A 19562-nucleotide genomic window follows, 5' to 3' on the forward strand; every position below is an offset into this window, starting at 1 on the left:
GCACCGGCCACCTTACTCAAGGCTGGCCGGTGCAAAGGCAGGTTCAACGTTACTGTTGCCCTGCCCGGTTGGTCAGCGCCTCGATCAGGTTGCTTTCGCTGCGCTTGAACTGTTGCTCCAGCGCGGTGATGCGTGCGGCAATCTGGTCGGGGTTGTCATCCGGATACAGGTCGTACAGCTCCAGTACCTCGGCCTCGTAGGCAGACTTGAGCGCCATGAAACGATCGGCGTGGCTCTCGCGCAGGTAATCCACCCAGAAGTCCCGCCCCCTGGCGAAGTCGAGAAAGGCCTGGCCGCTTTCGCCCTGGCGTACCTGGTTCAACGCAGCATCCAGTTCCCCGGGGCGAATGTTGGCGGCCGTTCGGTACAACATGTTGCTCGGCGGCACCGGCAGGTCCAGCTCACGGGCCCATTGCAGGCGATAGGCCAGGCGCACTTCGGCTTCGTCGCGGCTACCGGCCTGTTCGCGGGCAGCGTTGTCCAGCGCCTCCAGCCGGTACAGACGGCGGGTGAGGGCGTACAGGGAACTGCCCCGCTGTTCGGCGGCAACGCCGTGCAGCGATTGACGAATGAACACCTGGATTTCCATCTGGTTGAAGGCCAGGCGTATGCCGTCAGGGCAGGTGTCGCGCTGCCTGATCTGCTGCAAGGGTTCGGCACCCATGCCGTTGAGGACCAGGCGCAGTTCTGTGTCATTGGCGGCTACCTCGAGTACGCCCCAAACCCGTTCGGTAAGGCCATTGCGGCTACCAGCATCGCGATAGTCGGCGCTGTGCTCCAGATGGTTGATGATCCCCAGCAGGTCGCTGGCGTCTGCGCCGTCTTCGATCTGTTGCCAGATACCTCTGCGTATCGCACTGCGGTCCTCGGCACCGCTTAGCCAGACATCCGCACCGGATTCGGCTTCTTCAGGGGAAGAGGGGGAAGAGTCGCTTGAATAGTGCCGCTCACGCTCCAGGGCACGGATGTCGGGCGGGGTGTCCATATAGAAGTCGTAGGCGCGATTGAAACCTTCGGACAAGTGCGCGCGACGCATGCTCTCGTGGCTCAACGGGTTGCCGGTCAGGGAAATTTCAGTGTGATGTTCTTCAGTGCGTGGGTTGGCGAGAATGCGCTCGGGCAATTCGCTTAACTGGTTGTCAACCAGCGACAAGCGTTGCATCGGTCCTGGCAGCAGCGTGTCCAGCCATTGCGGCCAGGTTTGCAGGCCGACATTGTTGAGGCTCAACTGCTCGATGTTGCGCAAGGCAGAGGCATCGGTAATCTCGCCGATAATATTTGCGTCAAGTTGCAGTTCAGTCAGCCCTGGCATGAGTTGCAGCGTTGCCAGCGCCGACTGATCGATGTTCAGGCCCTGATCGATCAGGCTCAGGTGTTCCAGCATCCGCAATTGCGGCAAAGCCGTGTTCAAGCTACCCAGCGGGGTGACATGCCCCTCGATGTGCAAACTGTCCAGGTAGGGAAAGTCACTGAGAAACCGATGCAATTCACGGGCGTTGGTGCCCACGCGCAGAAGCTGCAACCTGCGCAGGCGATGATAGAAAAACGCCGGCAATCGCCTGGGGAAGTCGTTCAAGGCAATTGCATCGAGACGCAAGGTACCAACGTGGCCATGGGTTGGTTCGTGGCTCCACAAGTCGTGCACCAGGCGGCCCAGGCGGCGCCTGGAGGCAATCTGTTCATCGCGTAGCGGTGCGCCTGAGTGGGACGCTTCGGCCCACTGCACAAAGGCTTCATCCAGCTGCGCACGTTCCTGGGTCATGACATCCAGGATGGCGCGAAGATTCTCTGCAATGGTCAGTTCAAAGCTAAAACGCCTGCCTTCACCTTCACTCAGGCGCATACGGATCAGGGTGTCCCGCGAAAGCTCGTTGTTCCGTAACGAAACCCGGGTGTGATGCCCGCTACCGATGGGGTTTTCCAGCACGGCGGCGGGTACCGTGGTGATCTGGTTGTCGGCCAGGGAGACTTCGGCAATTCCAGTGAGCGCCGCGCTGTCGAGCCACTGTGGCCAGCGGTCAAGCTGGGTCCGTCTCAGGCCCAGATACTGCAGGTTCAAGCCGCTGAGGTCGATGTTGCCGAGAATGTTGAGGGTGTTTCCGCTCAGGTCCAGGCGTTGAAGCTGGCTGAAACCCCGGTAGAGGTTGATTTCGGCCTGGCCGATGTACAGCCGGGTATCGATCAGGCTCAGTTCGCGCAGTTGTGGGTAATGTTCCAGCACCGTCTGGCCGATGAAGGGATAGCTGGGTTGGCCAATACTCTGGCCATAGACCAAAGACCTCACCTGGGGAAAGCGCTCGAAGAACCGGCCCAGGCCGATACGCTCGTTGTCCAGGTTGATGAACGGATTGACCGGCGTTTCGTCATGGTTCACGTTCCACAATTCCAGGCCCTGCACGCGCTGCTGGATGAAATCGGGCAACTGCGTCGGGAAGTCGACCAGGTAGACGTCCGCCAGTTGTAGCGGGGTATAGGCTTGTCCCAGTTCCGGCAGACTGTTGTTACGCCAGTGGCTCCATAACGCTTCGGCGATGCGTGTGCGGCTGTTCATGCGCGCCGTGCTCAATGGCGGCAGTGAAACGGTCGCCTCGGTCCATCCGGTCAGGTGAGTGCGCAGGGCTTGCTGCTCGACAAGTAACTGATCCAGGCGCTGGTCGATGTCCGCACGGGTCCACTGCGCGTCGTAGAACATCTGCAGGATCTGCTCGGGAAAGGCGTGCTCGAATTCAAGCAGACGGATCTTGTCCAGCAGCGTCTCTTCAAGGATGAAGCCCGCCAGCCTGCCGCGTCCGCTCAACGGGAAACCAAGCCTGCCATCGGCCAGGCGCATCGGGGAGCGGGCGCCGGGCTTGAGCGCTTGCATCTTCAGCACGGCTCTCAAGCTGTGCCGGGCCAGTAGCGGTTGCGACTGTACGGCCTGTTTGAGCGCTGCGTGCTGGCTGATGTCGGCAAAGCCCAGGGCGCTGCGTTGGGCGTCCGGCAGCGCGTGCAGGACTGCGGCATAAAGGGTGTCACGGCCATGCAGCTGACGCCCGTCGGCATCGTAAGTGCGGTAGGTGGTGCCATCGCTGACCAGGACCTTGCGAATCGGCGCTTCGCTGCTGCCGATGCTGTCGAGTAGCGCCCCCTGGATTGAACCCTCGCGGACCTCCAGGCGTATGTCGGTGGACCAGCCGTGTAGAGTGCCCAGGGTATGCAGCGCCAGCCGCTCGCTGTCGGAACTGCTGCCAGCGTCCAGATACAGCCCTTCATACGCACGATTCAGACGCAGCTTATGCAGGTAGGCACGGGCTTCTTCGCCAATTCGTACGGGAATGCGCGCATTGACACGCAATTGTTCAAGTTCTGCCGGGCTGGCGTGGCGCAGCAGTTCCTCGACTACCACCGTGGGCAGGCCGCTGAAGGCTTGCTGGACCTGCAGCACCGGGCCAGCGTCGGTTTTTTGCAGTGCCTGGTAGCGTTCATTGAACAGTCGGGTTTTGTGGGTTTTTGCCTGGGTCGCCAATTGTTGCTGTAATTGGCGTTTCGCTGTGGTGAAGTTGGGCTCGCCTGAGCCCAGCGGGTGTTGCAGCAGTCCTTCGAGCTCTGCTTTGGTCATTTTCCGCATCAGTGCTTCGAGAACGTCATCACCACCGAGCCGCACCTGCAGGGGGCGGGGCAGCGCATTGCCACTTTGGCTGTGGTACTGCGCAAGCACCTTACCCTGCTCATCGAGCACGGTCAGCGCTTGGCCGTTCGGCCAGCCGGGCGCCTCGGCCAGTAGTTGCAGTTGCAGGGCCGGTTCGGCGTGCGGATCTCCTGCCTCCAGTAGCTGGGTGAAGCGGTCAAGCTCATGTTCCAGACGGAAGCGGTGTAGCGTGTCGCTGAACAGGGCGGGCGGGTGCAGGCCTTCGCTCAATGCGTGACGCAGGTGTGCCTGATGGGTTTCGCTGACGCGCATGATGGTGCTGGCGACTTCGTCGGAGAACTCGGCGCCGGCATGTCCAAGCCGTCGGAACAGACGGATGCCTTCCCACTCAAGCGGCTGGTCGGTAACCTGCAGCCAGGCGCCTGCCTGGTTGTGGCGCAAAGGCGGCTCGTAGGCGCCCCTGCGCCACGGATGTTCCAGCCGGTAGGGCGCGCTGGCAGCGGGCGGCTTGACCGCGTAGGTGCGGCCTTCGAGTACCAGCCATTGTCGGCCCTGGTAGTCGTAGAGCCCGGAGGCATTGGGCTTTAGGTCAGCGGGGAGCCTGAGGTTATGGGCGAATGGCTGCAGGTCGGGTTTCCACAGGCGCGTACTGCCATCGGGCAGTTCCACGCTCTGCATCTGCCTGACCAGCTCAGGGGCTTGTACCGCAGCGCCACCCCCTGCCGCCGAGAGGCCTCCCAGGGCGGCGATCATCGCCAGGTTTTCGACCACATCCATCAGGTAGCCCCAGGCTTGCTGGCTCTCGCCCCTGGCCAGGCTCTCGATGCCTTCATAGACTTCGTTGCACAGTTGTACGGCGGTGACGGCCAGCATCACCTCGCCGAGCACCGGCACCACGAACGCAGCGATATTGAGTACGTTGAGCGTGGTCTGGACAAAGTACAGCAGCTTGTCTTGCAGCGACTTGTGGTCCTCGGCGGCCGTGGGCACGCCGTGAAACAGGGCATCGTCCTTGAGCTGGGTGATTTTTTGCTGGTACAGCGCGTTGAGCAGGTTGCCGAAAAAGGTACCTTCGCGCAGGTGCAGTGAGGCATTACGGTCGAGTTTTTCTTCGTAGTAGCCCGCGGCACTGTTCCAGACCTTGGGATAGAAAGCCTGGTGCAGGCGAGCAAACAACCGCGCGCGCTGGCGTGCAGGTACAAATCGGGCAAAGAACTGCTGGTAGTCCGGCTTCAGAAAGCTGTCACGCAGGGGCGCGAAAAAGTGCGCAAGCGAGGGGTACTCCCTGAGCGGGTCGTAGGGGTCATCGGGAATGTAGACCACGACCTTTTCGCTGTGCTGGCTGGCACTGCGGTCTTTACCGAAGACAACGATGGCGCTGAGTTCGACATCCCAGAGTTTGAGAAAGTTACGGGTTATCGTTACACCGTCCAGTGTTGCCGGTTTGTTTCGAGCGATATCCAGCAATACGCCATGCATCTGCGGGCTGATGGTTTTTTTCAACCGCGCAATGTGCGTATGCAGGAGGAACGTCGATTGCTCGAGCTGTTTGAAGTCGGCGCGCACATTGGCGCTGGCGGCGTCGGCAGCGTCACCTGCAGCGGACTCCGGGTTGAGTACGCGGTGTATCAACTGTTGGTAGGTACCGCCCAGGTCAAGTTCGCGGCACAGGGCAGCAAACTGCTCGGGAACGATATTCAGCGGCGACTCGTCGGGGTAACGCCCGGGCCGGTTGAGTGCCGGGTCGGAGTAATAAATGCGCGAGGCGATCGATGTCCGCCCGCGATCGTCAGTCATGGCGCCCGGCGAGGCTTCCCAGGCTTCGAAGTTCTGCAGGGCACAGGCCAGCAGCGACTGGGTGGCGGCTTTGATCGCGACACCAGCCTTGACCGCTGGATCCTGCGACAACGTCAGGAAAGAGCCGTCGATGACCACGCGCCGGGCATGGAACAGATAGCTGTTGTGCACATCCACATCCAGGCCGAATCGCTCCTGCAGCTTGGCTTTCAACAAGGGTTCGGCGTAGGTCTCGATGGCCGGGAGCGCGGCAAGAACCTGCTGGATTCGTTGCTCATTGCGCCGATGGCGGACATAGACCTTTTGCAGTTGTTCCAGGGTTTGTGCATCGGTTTCCCGCGCGCTGCTGAGCCAGGGCAATGACTGTACGTCGACATTGCGTAGAGCCGCATGCGTGTTGGCAGGCGCGTTGATCAGCCAAGTTGGTAACTTGTTCTTGATTGGCTCGAGATCGGTTGGTTGCGTGGGAAAACTGAGGTCAACAGACATGAATTAAAACCTTCTTCCTTGAGGTGTAGGCACTGAGCGTACGGTGGAAAGCTCAAGGGAAAAAGTTTGAATGTTGGTTGGGAAAGTCGGTGAAAAGATCGTGATTTTGCGGCAATAATGACTATATCTAACACCTTTTGTCACTTGCCCGGGGCGGCATGAGCAAACAGGCAGGTCAAGTTGGGTAACTTGTCCTGCCTGTTTAGATTGCTGGGTCAATCAGCTGTGCAACGTGCTTACACGGCCTGCGGCATTTCCCCACGAGCCAGGCGCTTGTTGATATCAGCAATCACCTCTGGCAGTTCGTTGATGGTGTCGATCAGGTAGTGCGGGCGCGAGCCTGCGAACAACGCATGAATGCGCTTGCGCTCGCTGTCGAGGGTGTCCGAGGCCAGGGCGCGGTAGCCTTCGTAGGTCAGGCCCAGGGCGTTGCCCGAGCACACCAGCGCTACCGTCCACATGCCGGCGCGCCGGCCTTCGAGGATGCCTGGCACGGTGTCGTCGACCTTGACGCAGGCAGCGACATCATCGATGCCCAGGGCAATCACGTTGGCCAGGGCCTGGGCCGGCCAGGGGCGGCCATTCGGGGTTTCGTCGGTGGCCACCACATGATCGGCGATGTAGCCGTTCTGCGCGGCCAGTGCCACCACCTTGTCCATTACCACTTTCGGATAGCCCGAGCACGAGCCGATCTTCAGACCGTCTTGGCGCAGCCCGGTGAGGGTGTCGAGGGCGCCGGGGATCAGCGCCGAGTGCACGGCGATCTTCTCGATCTGCAGTGGCATGAAGCGCTCATAGATGGCGGTGACGTCCGCGTCGGTCGGCGTGCGGCCGAACACCTTGCGGTAGCGCTCGGCGATCAGCGGCTGGTCACACAGGGTGCGGATATGGTCCCACTTGCCCATGCCCATCGGCCCGCGGGCTTCCTCGATAGACACTTCGACGTCGAACTCGGCGAACGCCTCGACAAAGATCTGGGTTGGGGCAAAGGAGCCAAAATCGACCACGGTGCCGGCCCAGTCGAGGATCGCGGCTTGCAGTTGCGTCGGGTTGTTGTAGTTCATGTTCAGGTTCCTTGAGCGGGTGGTTGCGCTGATCGGGTAAAAAGGCTTCGGGGTATCAGATGTCCAGCACTTCCATTTCCCGCAGCACCTGAGCCACGGCATCGACCGCGGCCTGCATGCCGTCCGGGCCGACGCAGCCGATGCAGCCGACGCGGAAGGTTTCGACCTGGGTCAACTTGCCCGGGTAGAGGATGAAACCCTTGGCCTTGACCCGCTCGTAGAAGTCCTTGAACTGGTAGCGCGGATCGTTCGGGGCATGGAAGGTGACGATGATCGGCGCCTGAATCTCGGCGGGCAGGAAGCTGCGCAAGCCAATGGCGGCCATGCCGTCGAGCAGGGTCTTGCAGTTGCTGGCATAGCGCTGGTGGCGGGCGGGCAGGCCGCCTTGTTCGTTGTACTGCAGCAAGGCCTCGTGCAGCGCCGCTACCACATGAGTTGGCGGGGTGAAGCGCCACTGGCCGGTCTTGGCCATGTAGACGTGCTGGTCATGCAGGTCCATGGCCAGCGACGGCGAGTTGCCTTGGGCGGCGGCCAGCGACTGTTTGTTGGCAAAGACGAAGCCCATGCCAGGCACGCCTTCCAGGCATTTACCGGAGGCGGCGATGAGGGCATCGAATGGCACCTGGCGGGCATCGATCGGCAAGGCGCCGAACGAGCTCATGGCATCGATGATCAGGCGTTTGCCGTGGCCGGCGATAACCGCGGCAATCTCTGCCAGCGGGTTGAGAATGCCGGTGCTGGTTTCGCAGTGAATCAGTGCCACGTGGGTAATGCTGCTGTCGGCGCTCAGCAGACGGTCGACGTCAGCGGCAGTGGTCGGCTGGTCTTCGGCGGTTTCGAAGGTGCTGCAGGCGCGGCCCAGCACCTTGCAGATTTTTGCCAGGCGCTGGCCGTAGGCGCCGTTGATCAGTACCAGGACTTTGCCGTCGCGGGGCACCAGGGTGCCGATGGCCGCTTCCACGGCAAAGGTGCCGCTGCCTTGCAGGGGCACGCAATGGTGGCTGTCGGCACCGTTGACGATGGCCAGCAGTTGCTCGCAGAGGCTGGCGGTGAGCTGGTTGAAGTCGCGGTCCCATGAACCCCAGTCGACCATCATCGCTTGGCGGGTACGGGCCGAGGTGGTCAGGGGGCCAGGGGTCAGCAGGATAGGGGCGTTACTCATTCCGGTAGTCCTCGCAAGCGGTGGGCTGAATCTACGGGGCCTACGTTGCAATTCCGTGCGATATCAATCAAATTGTTTGTTGTTATGCCAGTCATAAGTCAGGCCGATAGATATGAACCTGTTCCAGCTCCGCGCCTTCGATGCCGTGGCCCGTGAGGGCAGTTTTACCCGCGCCGCCGCCCGTCTGTTCATCAGCCAGCCGGCGGTGACCGGGCATGTCAAGGCGCTTGAGGAGCACTACCAGATCACCTTGTTGCGCCGCACGGCGCGACGTGTCGAGCTGACCGAGGAGGGCATTCGCCTGGCGGCGATCACCCGCGCGATGTTTGGCCTTGCCGAAGAAGCCCAGGCGATGCTCGAGGCCAACCGCCAGTTGCTCACCGGGCGCCTGGAAGTGGCCGCCGACGGCCCGCACCGGGTCATGCCGATGCTCGCGCAACTGCGCGCGCGGTATCCGGGGATCACTGTCAACCTGCGTCTGGGCAACGCCCAGGAAACCCTGGCGGCGCTGCTCAGCGAGCATGCCGATGTCGCGGTGATGACCGAGGTCGAGTCGCGCAAGGGCCTGCACCTGCAAAGCCTGGGCGATTCACGGATCTGCGCCTTGCTGCCGGCCGGGCATGCCTGGGCGGCCAGCGCTGAGGAATTGCCCCTTGGCGAGCTGGACCGGCAGATCATGGTACTGCGCGAACCGACCTCCATTACCCGCCGCACCTTCGATCAGGCCTGCCGCGATGCCCAGGTGCAGCCGCGCGTGCTGCTGGAGCTCGACAGCCGCGAGGCGGTGACTGAAGCGGTAGCGGCCGAGCTTGGCATCGGTATCGTTTCGTCGGTGGAGATCAGCCATGACCCGCGGGTGGTGGCGCGGCCCATCGGCGCAGCGGGGCTGATCAACCAGCACATGATCGGCTGCCTGGAGCGACGCCGCGAACTGCGCCTGATCCAGGCGTTTCTCAGCCTGGCGTCGGCGGTATGAGGCGGGGCTGGTTTTTTCCCGGCGGGCCCCTAAGATGGCGGGCAAACACTACAGGCAAGGCGAACGACTGCTGATGGCGGAGAAAGACACCATCTCCATGCAACTGGTGCGCGAGGCGCTGCTGCAGAGCTGCGCCCCCGGCGCTGCGAGCCAGGCCCTGCTCAGTCGTGTGGGGATCGACCCCGAACAGTTGCAGCAGGCCGATGCGCGGGTGCCCGCCGGGGCCTACGCGCAGCTCTGGCGGCTGCTGGCTCGTCGTTGCCACGATGAGTTCTTCTGCATGGACCCGCGTGGCCTGCGCACGGGCAGCCTGGCCTTTGTGTGCCGTTCGTCCATGGCCCAGCCGACGTTGGGCGCCGGGCTTGAAAGCGCCCTGGCGTTTCTCGGGCTGATGCTCGAGCACCTGCAGCCGGCGCTGGTGCGCCAGCAAAGCCTGGCGGAGATCGTCATCGGCGAGCCCCGGGATGAGCCGCGCCGGGCCTTCACCTACTTTACCTTCTGGATGATTGTGCATGGCGTCGCCTGCTGGCTGGCCGGGCGGCGCATCCCGATCCTGGCCATTGAGCTGCGTTGTGCCGAGCCGCCGTTTTGCGACGATTACCGGGTGATGTTCTCGGAGAACCTGCAGTTTGACCGGCCACGCACGCGGATGATCTTTGCCGCCGATTGCCTGGACCTGCCGCTCAAGCGCACGCCTGAAGAGTTGCAGCGCTTTCTGGCCGAGGCGCCGGCCAATATTCTGGTCAAGTACCGCGACCCGGCGAGCCTGGCGCGGCGGATCAAGGAATCGCTGCGCCAGCTTCCCGCCGGTGATTGGCCGGAAACCGAGGCCCAGGCCCAGCAACTGTGCATATCGGCCTCGACCCTGCGTCGCCGCCTGGCCGAGGAGGGCGCCACCTACCAGGGCCTCAAGGACAGCGTGCGCAAGGAGCTGGCAATCGCCTGGCTGGCCCAGGAACAGATAAGCTTCGCCGAAATCGCCGAGCGCCTGGGGTTTGCTGACAGCAGCTCGTTCTACAAGGCCTTTCGCAAGTGGTATGGCTGCAATCCGGGCCACTATCGAGCATTGATCGGCCAGGGTGAAACGCCTCACGCTGCCAGTGATGGTTAAGCGTTTCTAGGCTGGAGGACTGCCATTCCCCCAGGACCTTGAACGTGCCTAATCCTGCCGCCCGATCCCCAGCCACACCGGCTGCGATCACCCAGCCCGGGGTGACCGATGAATTCATCGGTCAAATCCTGCCTGACTGGCTCAGAACCGCCTCCGTCGAGCAGATCAATGATTTGCGCGATGATTTCGCAAGGCTTCGGCACAGCCAGCAAGCCGTCCACGCAACCCTGGATGAACTCCAGGCCATTGATGCTTTTGCCAAGCCGTTGCTGGCAGACGCACTGCACGACAAGCTCAACTACCAGGGCAAGCTCGATAGCGACCAGTGGCGTGAAGTACTGCGCGACTTCAAGCCTAGCCAGGGTATCGGGCTGCCTAGTGATGATACGATTCTGCTCACCCAGCCATTGATGCAGCGCCTGCTGCAAGGCTTTGGCGCTCGCCAGACAGCCGCCAGCAGCTACTATGCCGGGACAGCGATCGTCACTGCGGGCGAGCTCGAGACAGTGCTGGTCGATACGCCCGAGAAAGTGGCCAGCGTCTGCCGTGAGCTGGATGTGGGCAGGCGTTTCCAGCAGCATCTGGAGGATGTCTTCGCGCCGGCTGAGCAGGACCTGGCCGAGGAAAAGCGCCTGGCCCTGCAAGTGGCTGCACGCCTCGCTCATTTGCGCGGGCAGATCGATGCGCTGGCCTACCAGATGCTCGAGCAAGTCGTCTCGGGCGCATCCCAGGTCAGCCATGGCGGGTTGGAAGTACGTATTTATCAACTGATTGCGCTGAACTGCCAGGTCAGCGGTGCGGTGGTTTTCGAAGTGCGCGGCGACCCGCCGCAAGGGGCGCTGCGCTGGACCGAGGCCAGCCTGATTCGCGGGTTGTTGGTGTATTTTCCGACCGACCGGCAGCAGCCTTTGCGCAGTTACCGCTCCTGGTTTGCCTTCAACGTGGCACTGGCGGAGTCGCTCAAGGGGTCCGAGTCGTATCGCGCCTACTTCAGTGCGCTGATCGGTTTGCAGCAACGTGCCGGTTTTGCCCTGTTGCTGGCAACCAGACTCACCGATTCAAGCGTTGACCTGGACCTGGCGGGCACGCCCCTGCGTGGTGATCTGTTCACCGGTCTCTGTCAATTGCAGCTGGCACGGATCAAAGCCGATGCCCGGGTACTGGCGGTGCCGACCGCCGATGTCGACAGTGCGGCGACCCGAGCGTGGCGTTCTGATCTGGCTGCGGCCGGTTGGACGGCACTCAACCTGGTCGGCCTGTTCGTTCCCGCTGTGGGTGGGTTGTTGCTCGGGCATCTTGCACTGCAGACCTTGAGCGAGGTGTTCGAAGGGGCCGAAGACTGGCTGCGCGGGCATCGCGGTGAAGCACTCGAGCATCTGCTCGGTGTTGCCCAGACTGTGGCGGTGACGGTAGCGCTGGGGGCGGGTATCCATAGTGTCGGCAGAGCGTTCAAGCGCAGCGATTTTGTCCAGTCACTGTTGCCGGTCACCCTCGAAAGCAATCAGCCGCGCTTATGGCGCCGGGATCTGCGCCCTTACCAGCTGGGGCGCATTCCCGCCGGCTCGCGCTTGACCGATAGCGGCCTGCACCTGGCCGACGGGCGCAGTTACCTGCCGCTACGCGGCGAAGTCTACGAAGTTCGTCAGGTCCCGCAGCAAGGTCCGTGGCGCCTGGTTCATCAGCAACGTGCCGACGCGTATGGGCCGGTCGTCGAGTTCAATGGCGAACGCGCCTGGCGCTTGCGTGATGAGTGGCCGCTGGCCTGGCAGGGCCAGTCGCATCTGCTCGAACGCCTGTGGCCCGCTGCCGGGCTGATGAGCGTGAGCGAGGTGAGTGCGCTGTTGCAGGTGACGGCTATCGATGAAGATGAACTGCGCGGGTTGCTGGTGGAAAACCGCCGGATGCCGATAGGCCTGCGCGACACCCTTGAGCGCTTCGCCCAGCACCAGCACGGTGTGTCGCTTTCTACACGGTACTTGCCTGACGACCCGCTGCTGGCAACGCTCCAGCGGGACTTCCCCACCTTACCCGATGCCTATGGCCTGGCCTTGCTTGCACAGGTCAGCGATGAAGCGCGCGCACTGCTGGCAGCCGAGGCGCGCGTACCCCTGGGGCTGGCGGAACAAGCGCGGATGCTGGTTCGGGTGGCGCAGCTGACTCGCGCCCGTGAAGGTCTGTACCTTGGCTACGGCGGTTCGCTGGACAGCGCTCACCTGGTGTTCTATGCACTCCGGCGTTTGCCGGGGTGGCCGCAAGAGGTGAACCTGGCGTTGCATGACCGCTTTCCCTACAGCCGTTTGCTCGACCGGCTGAAGCCCGAAGACAGCCCTGGGCTGCTCAGGGTCATCGTCCACCAGCAAGGCGTTTACCAGCTCTACGGCGATCAGCCAGATGGCGCTGAGGACGTCGAGCTGAGCGGGGAGTTGCTACAGGTGATTGCCGCTTCGTTGAATGATGCCCAGCGTGAAGGCCTGGGATGGCAGGGGCCGCATGCGCTTGGGCAAATGCGCGCGGACCTGATTGCCCAGCTGCCGGTCGCTGCCAGCGAACTGGAAGGGGTTCTGGGCCTGGCGCCGATCCGGCGCTGGTTCAACCCGGGACATCGCCTGGCAGATGGCCGCGTAGGGTATCTGCTGAGTGGCCGAGGGGCTGCGCAGGCGGTGGCGCAAAGTATCAGCAACCGCTTGTGTGCCTTGTTTCCCGGCCTTGATGCCGAGCAGCGCGAAGCTTTTATCGCCCGTCTGCGCGAAAGTGGCTCTTCAGTGCTGCTGGAGTTGCAGCGGCTCGAGCAGGAGTATCAGGTGCTCGATCAGACGCTGAGTACCTGGGAGGCCGCAGCGCCTGCGCAAGCCAGTGGTAGCGCTACGGTGCTGTTGTCGCCACGTAATCGCGTGGCCGAAGCGCTGCGCCACTGCTGGCGTCGTCAAAGCGAGCCGATCATTGACGCGAACGGGATTCTCCAGGGTTATCGCCTGAGCATTGTTGGCCGGCATATCCCGACCTTTCCCAATCTGCCGGGCGAGATCAGCTTTGCTCATGTGGTCGATGTGGTCATGGTCGGCATGCGTATGCGCAGGCTGCCTGCGTCGTTTTTCCGGGCGTTTTCGAACACTCGCTGGCTGAACCTGAGCAACAACTTTTTTGACCAGTTGCCGTCCGGTCTTGAGCACATGTCGGCGTTGCGCACCCTCAGGCTGGAACATAACCACATCGCCCTGCAGGCCATGGATGTCGATGCACTGGCCCGGTTGAACCAACTGCGCATGTTGGTGCTGGACAACAACCCGCTGCGGCGCAACCTCAACCTGCGGCCCTTGCACCGTTTGCGCGAACTGAGCTTGCGCAACACCGGCCTGCAAGCCTTGCCGCGTGGGTTGCTCAGCCGACCGTTCCTGGAGCAGGCCGACTTGCGCAACAATCTGATCGCCACCTTGCCCGAGCGCTTTTTCCATACCCCTGGGGTAATCCGTGACGCCATTTACTTGCAGGGCAATCCCCTGGCACAGGCGACCTGGCAACGCCTGGCCGAGCTCGATGGCATGCAGTTGCCAGAAGAGGATGAGCACGAGCTGCCGGTCGATGCTCGTGCGCTTTGGCTGGCCACCCTGGATGAGCGGGTGTACGAAGTGCGTGCGGGGCAATGGGATGATCTCGCACGGGCAGAGGGCAGCGCAGGTTTTCTGCGTCTGCTCGGCGAGCTGACCGGCACTGCGGACTACCGGATGAACCGCGAGGACCTGAGCCGGCGGGTCTGGGCCCTTGTCGAAGAGGCGGTAGACAGCCAGACGCTGCGTTCGACCCTGTTCAAACTGGCCTCGGCAGCAAGGACCTGCGTCGACAGCGTTTCGGATTGCTTCAGTAACCTCGAAGTGGGTTACTTCTTGTGGCAAGCCGAGCAGCAGCCTGGCTCGGAAAACCAGGCCAGCCGCTTGCTTGGGGTGGCCAGGCGCTTGTTTCGCCTTGAGCGTGTCGAGCAGGTTGCCCGGGAGGATATCCATGCGCGTCGGGCCAGCGGCCTGGGCGTCGACGAGGTGGAGGTCAGCCTGGCCTATCGGGTTGGTCTGGCCGAGACCCTGGACCTGCCCGGCCAGCCACGTTATATGCAGTTTGGCGGGGTGGCAGGGGTAACCTCGCGTCAGCTCGACGACGCGGCCAGGACAGTACGCACAGCTGAAGCCGGAGATGAACTGCTGGACTTCATCGCTTCCCGGGATTTCTGGGTCAATTACCTGCGTGACACTTATCCGCAATCGTTCGCGGAGGTTGAAGAGCCCTTCGTCGATCGGCTGCAGGAACTGACCGACATGGCGGGGGACGACGACGCTGCAGTGGATGTGCTGGCGGTCGAGCGCGCCGAGAAGGTACAGGCCTTGATTGTGGCGCTGACCAAGCCCTTGCTTGTCACAAAAGCCGAGAGTTAGTGGTCGCGTCAGGGCCAGCGGCCAAACCAGTCATCCACTTTGACAGCTTTGGCCATTGTCCCGCGCCAGCTCTGGCGCGACTATCTTCAGACCAATCGTTTTATTCCAACAATAACAAACGAGGAGTCTGGCGATGCGTGATTACCGCGCCGCGGCGCAAGGGTTCGACTATCTGCACACCGCTGCGGCAGCCCTGCAAGGCAACCTTGAGGCACTCAATGCCTGCGTCGAGTGCTGCGACCGGCATGTCGGCGGCAATCGTATTGCCCTGAACTGGGAGGGCCGCGACGGCAGCAGCGCGCGCTACAGCTTCGAGCAACTGCAACATTCTGCCGCGCGCCTGGCCAATGTGCTCAGGGCCCAGGGTGTGGGCGTCGGCGACCGGGTTGCCGGGTTGATGCCGCGTACGGCCGAGCTGCTGATCACGGTACTGGCCACCTGGCGCCTGGGGGCGGTGTACCAGCCGCTGTTTACCGCATTCGGGCCCAAGGCCATCGAGCACCGGCTGGAGCAGTCCGCAGCCAAGGTAGTCGTCACTGAACCGCATAATCGCAGCAAGCTTGACGAAGTGCATGGCTGCCCGACGGTCATCTGCGTGGGCGCTGCGCCAGGCTCCGGCGATATCGACTTTCACAGCGCACTGGCGCTGGCCAGTGATCACTGCGAACCGGTGCTGCTGGGGGGCGAGGCACCGTTCCTGCTGATGTTCACCTCCGGCACCACCGGCCCGGCCAAGCCGCTGGAAGTGCCGCTGCGGGCCATCGTCGCCTTCCAGGGCTACATGCGCGATGCCATCGACCTGCGCCCTGAAGACAGCTTCTGGAACCTCGCCGATCCGGGCTGGGCCTACGGGCTTTATTACGCGGTGACCGGTCCGCTTGCCCTGGGCCATGCCACCACGTTTTTCGATGGGCCGTTCAGCGTCGAGAGCACCTGCCGGGTCATCAACAAGTACGCCATCAGCAACCTGGCCGGCTCGCCGACGGCCTACCGCCTGCTGATCGCCGCTGGTAGCGAGTTCAGCGCGCCGATCAAGGGCCGCCTGCGGGTGCTCAGCAGCGCCGGCGAGCCACTTAACCCGCAGGTGATCCGCTGGTTTGCCGACGAGCTGGGCGTGACCATTCACGACCATTACGGGCAGACCGAACTGGGCATGGTCCTGTGCAACCACCACGGCCTGCAGCACCCGGTGCACCTGGGCTCTGCCGGCTTCGCCATCCCCGGTCACCGCATCGTCGTACTCGATGAACAACACAACGAACTGCCGGCCGGGCAGCCGGGCATTCTCGCTGTCGACCGCGAGCAGTCGCCGCTGTGCTGGTTTGCCGGCTACCAGGGTTTGCCGACCAAGGCGTTCGTCGGCAAGTACTACTTGAGCGGCGACACCGTCGAGCTCAACGACGACGGCAGCATCAGCTTTGTCGGCCGCAGCGATGACGTGATCACCACCTCCGGCTACCGGGTCGGCCCGTTCGATGTCGAGAGCGCGCTGATCGAACACCCGGCGGTGATCGAAGCCGCAGTGGTGGGCAAACCGGACCCGGAGCGTACCGAACTGATCAAGGCGTTCGTGGTGCTGGCAAGCGCTCAGCAACCCAGCGAAGAACTGGCCGAGGCACTAAAGCAGCATGTCCGCCAGCGCCTTTACGCCCACGCTTACCCACGGGAAATCGAATTTGTCAGCGAGCTGCCCAAGACCCCGAGCGGCAAGTTGCAGCGTTTCATCCTGCGCAACCAGGAAATAGCCAAACAACAGGCCGCGCTGGCGTCGACCGCCAGCGCCTGAGGAACCAACATCATGCAGATTGCCAATAACAACTTCATCGTCAGCGGCGCCGCTTCCGGGCTAGGCGCTGCCACCGCGCAGATGCTCATCGAGGCCGGGGCCCAGGTCATGCTGGTCGACCTCAATGCCGAAGCGGTCGCCGCCAAAGCCCGCGAGCTGGGCGCCAGGGCGCACTTCGCGGTGGCAGACATCAGCCAGGAAGCCGCCGCCCAGGCCGCGATCGATGCGGCGGTTGCCGCCTTCGGCAATATCCACGGGCTGATCAACTGCGCCGGTATCGTCGGCGCCGAAAAGGTCCTGGGCAAGAACGGCCCGCATGGCCTGGAAAGCTTCAGCCGGGTGATCAACGTCAACCTGATCGGCAGCTTCAACCTGCTGCGCCTGGCCGCTGCGGCCATGGCCGAAGGCGAGGCGGGGGCTGACGGTGAACGCGGGGTGATCATCAACACCGCCTCGATTGCCGCCTATGACGGCCAGATCGGCCAGGCCGCCTATGCCGCCTCCAAGGGCGCGATTGCCAGCCTGACCTTGCCGGCGGCCCGTGAGCTGGCGCGCTTCGGCATCCGCGTGATGACCATCGCCCCGGGCATTTTCGAAACCCCGATGATGGCCGGCATGACCCAGGAAGTGCGCGACTCGCTGGCCGCTGGCGTGCCGTTCCCGCCACGCCTGGGCCGGCCACAGGAGTACGCCGCGCTGGCCCGCCACATCATTGAAAACAGCATGCTCAACGGTGAGGTGATCCGTCTCGACGGCGCCTTGCGCATGGCCGCCAAGTAATTTCAGGAGCACTCAAACATGACCCTCGCCAATGATCCGATCGTAATCGTCAGCGCCGTGCGCACGCCCATGGGCGGCCTGCAGGGCGAGCTGAAAAGCCTCACCGCACCGCAACTGGGCGCTGCCGCCATTCGCGCCGCCGTCGAGCGCGCAGGTGTTGCCCCCGACAGCGTCGAACAAGTGCTGTTCGGCTGCGTGCTGCCGGCAGGCCTGGGCCAGGCCCCGGCGCGCCAGGCGGCGTTGGGCGCCGGCCTGAACAAGGGCACCACCTGCACCACCCTCAACAAGATGTGCGGCTCGGGCATGCAGGCGGCAATCATGGCCCACGACCTGCTGCTGGCCGGCAGCGCCGAGGTGGTGGTGGCCGGCGGCATGGAGAGCATGTCCAACGCCCCTTACCTGCTGGACAAAGCCCGCAGCGGTTATCGCATGGGCCATGGCAAGATCATCGACCACATGTTCTTCGACGGTCTGGAAGACGCCTACGACAAGGGCCGGCTGATGGGCACCTTTGCCGAGGACTGCGCCGAAAGCAATGGCTTTACCCGCCAGCAGCAGGACGATTTCGCCATCGCCTCGTTGACCCGTGCCCAGCAGGCGATCAAGGACGGCAGCTTTGCCAGCGAAATCGTCCCGGTCGAAGTCACCGAGGGCAAGACCCAGCGCCTGATCAGCGACGACGAGCAGCCGCCCAAGGCCCGTCTGGACAAGATCCCGCAGCTCAAGCCGGCCTTTCGCGAGGGCGGCACGGTGACCGCGGCCAACTCAAGCTCCATCTCCGATGGCGCGGCGGCGCTGGTGCTGATGCGCCGCTCCCAGGCCGAGAAGCAAGGCTTGAAACCGCTGGCGGTGATCCATGGCCACGCGGCGTTCGCCGACACCCCGGCGCTGTTCCCCAGCGCCCCGATCGGCGCTATCGACAAACTGATCAAACGCACCGGCTGGAACCTGGCCGAGGTCGATCTGTTCGAAATCAACGAAGCCTTTGCCGTGGTCACCCTGGCGGCGATGAAGCACCTGGACCTGCCCCACGACAAGGTCAACGTGCATGGCGGCGCCTGCGCCCTGGGCCACCCGATCGGCGCTTCCGGCGCGCGCATCCTGGTCACCTTGCTCGCAGCCCTGCGTCAGAAAGGCCTGCATCGCGGCATTGCCGCCATCTGCATCGGCGGCGGTGAAGCCACGGCCATGGCCGTCGAGTGTCTGTACTGAGGTGCACCATGCTAATCAATGACGAACAACAGCAAATCAGCGACGCGGTGCGTCAGTTCGCCCAGGAGCGCTTGCGCCCGTTTGCCGAGCAGTGGGACCGCGAACACCGCTTCCCCAAAGAAGCCATCCAGGAGATGGCCGAACTGGGCCTGTTCGGCATGCTGGTGCCGGAGCAGTGGGGCGGCAGCGATACCGGCTATGTCGCCTACGCCATGGCCCTGGAAGAAATTGCCGCGGGCGACGGCGCCTGCTCGACGATCATGAGTGTGCACAACTCGGTGGGTTGCGTGCCGATTCTCAAGTTCGGCAGCGAGCAGCAGAAGCAGCAGTTCCTCACCCCGCTGGCCAGCGGCGCCATGCTTGGCGCCTTCGCCCTGACCGAGCCGCAAGCCGGCTCCGATGCCAGCAGCCTGAAGACCCGCGCCCGCCGCGATGGCGATCACTACGTGCTCAACGGCTGCAAGCAGTTCATCACCTCCGGGCAGAACGCCGGGGTGGTGATAGTGTTTGCAGTAACCGACCCCGAGGCCGGCAAGCGCGGCATCAGTGCCTTCATCGTGCCCACCGACTCGCCGGGTTACCAGGTGGCACGGGTCGAGGACAAACTCGGCCAGCACGCCTCCGACACCTGCCAGATCGTCTTTGAAAATCTGCGCGTGCCGGTGGCCAACCGCCTCGGCGAGGAGGGCGAAGGCTACAAGATCGCCCTGGCCAACCTTGAAGGCGGGCGTATCGGCATTGCCTCGCAGTCGGTGGGCATGGCCCGCGCCGCCTTCGAGGTAGCACGTGACTATGCGCGCGAGCGCGAAAGCTTCGGCAAGCCATTGATCGAACACCAGGCCGTGGCTTTTCGCCTGGCCGACATGGCCACCCGCGTTGCCGTGGCCCGGCAGATGGTGCTGCATGCCGCGGCGCTGCGCGATGCCGGGCGTCCGGCGCTGGTCGAAGCGTCGATGGCCAAGCTTTTCGCCTCGGAAATGGCCGAAAAGGTCTGTTCGGATGCCTTGCAGACCCTTGGCGGTTATGGCTATCTGAGCGACTTTCCGCTGGAGCGCATCTACCGCGATGTGCGGGTCTGCCAGATCTACGAAGGCACCAGCGATATTCAGCGCATGGTCATTGCGCGCAATCTTTGA

At 63.2% G+C, this 19562-nt stretch carries 10 protein-coding genes; 7 read left to right on the forward strand and 3 right to left on the reverse strand.

What is annotated here, in order from left to right; translation table 11 throughout:
* Positions 1 to 49 precede the first annotated feature (49 nt).
* From LOY54_RS09075 to LOY54_RS09085, 3 genes are all read right to left on the reverse strand, one after another.
* Complete coding sequence (locus LOY54_RS09075; RefSeq protein WP_258610192.1) at positions 50 to 5914, reverse strand: NEL-type E3 ubiquitin ligase domain-containing protein; 5865 nt, start codon at positions 5912 to 5914, stop codon at positions 50 to 52.
* A gap of 236 nt (positions 5915 to 6150) precedes the next feature.
* On the reverse strand, positions 6151 to 6978 hold the full coding sequence (gene phnX / locus LOY54_RS09080) for a phosphonoacetaldehyde hydrolase (RefSeq protein WP_258610193.1): 828 nt from the start codon (positions 6976 to 6978) through the stop codon (positions 6151 to 6153).
* A 55-nt stretch (positions 6979 to 7033) separates the two neighbouring features.
* Positions 7034 to 8140: a 2-aminoethylphosphonate--pyruvate transaminase gene (locus LOY54_RS09085; protein ID WP_258610194.1), complete on the reverse strand. Its 1107-nt coding sequence runs from the start codon at positions 8138 to 8140 to the stop codon at positions 7034 to 7036.
* Positions 8141 to 8252: 112 nt separating this feature from the next.
* Between LOY54_RS09085 and LOY54_RS09090 the strand changes: the two genes are divergently transcribed.
* The 7 genes from LOY54_RS09090 to LOY54_RS09120 all read left to right on the forward strand — a co-directional run bounded on the left by LOY54_RS09090 (position 8253) and on the right by LOY54_RS09120 (position 19562).
* A complete protein-coding gene (locus LOY54_RS09090; RefSeq protein WP_258610195.1) occupies positions 8253 to 9116 on the forward strand; it encodes a LysR substrate-binding domain-containing protein in 864 nt (287 codons plus the stop codon).
* A gap of 73 nt (positions 9117 to 9189) precedes the next feature.
* Positions 9190 to 10227 carry an AraC family transcriptional regulator gene (locus tag LOY54_RS09095; protein ID WP_213601957.1) on the forward strand — a complete coding sequence of 346 codons (1038 nt, stop codon included), beginning with the start codon at positions 9190 to 9192 and terminating at the stop codon, positions 10225 to 10227.
* Positions 10228 to 10271: 44 nt separating this feature from the next.
* Entirely contained in the window at positions 10272 to 14648 is a 4377-nt protein-coding gene (locus LOY54_RS09100) for an NEL-type E3 ubiquitin ligase domain-containing protein (RefSeq protein ID WP_258610196.1), read from the forward strand.
* A 133-nt stretch (positions 14649 to 14781) separates the two neighbouring features.
* Positions 14782 to 16434 carry an AMP-binding protein gene (locus LOY54_RS09105; protein WP_258610197.1) on the forward strand — a complete coding sequence of 551 codons (1653 nt, stop codon included), beginning with the start codon at positions 14782 to 14784 and terminating at the stop codon, positions 16432 to 16434.
* A gap of 12 nt (positions 16435 to 16446) precedes the next feature.
* Positions 16447 to 17214, forward strand: coding sequence for an SDR family NAD(P)-dependent oxidoreductase (locus LOY54_RS09110; protein ID WP_258610198.1), 768 nt, complete (start codon positions 16447 to 16449; stop codon positions 17212 to 17214).
* An 18-nt stretch (positions 17215 to 17232) separates the two neighbouring features.
* Positions 17233 to 18426 (forward strand): acetyl-CoA C-acyltransferase, encoded by a 1194-nt coding sequence (locus tag LOY54_RS09115; protein WP_093385163.1) that lies wholly within the window; start codon positions 17233 to 17235, stop codon positions 18424 to 18426.
* A gap of 8 nt (positions 18427 to 18434) precedes the next feature.
* Complete coding sequence (locus LOY54_RS09120; protein WP_045202085.1) at positions 18435 to 19562, forward strand: acyl-CoA dehydrogenase; 1128 nt, start codon at positions 18435 to 18437, stop codon at positions 19560 to 19562.

This window comes from Pseudomonas sp. B21-032 (assembly GCF_024748965.1).
Taxonomy (GTDB): Bacteria; Pseudomonadota; Gammaproteobacteria; order Pseudomonadales; family Pseudomonadaceae; genus Aquipseudomonas.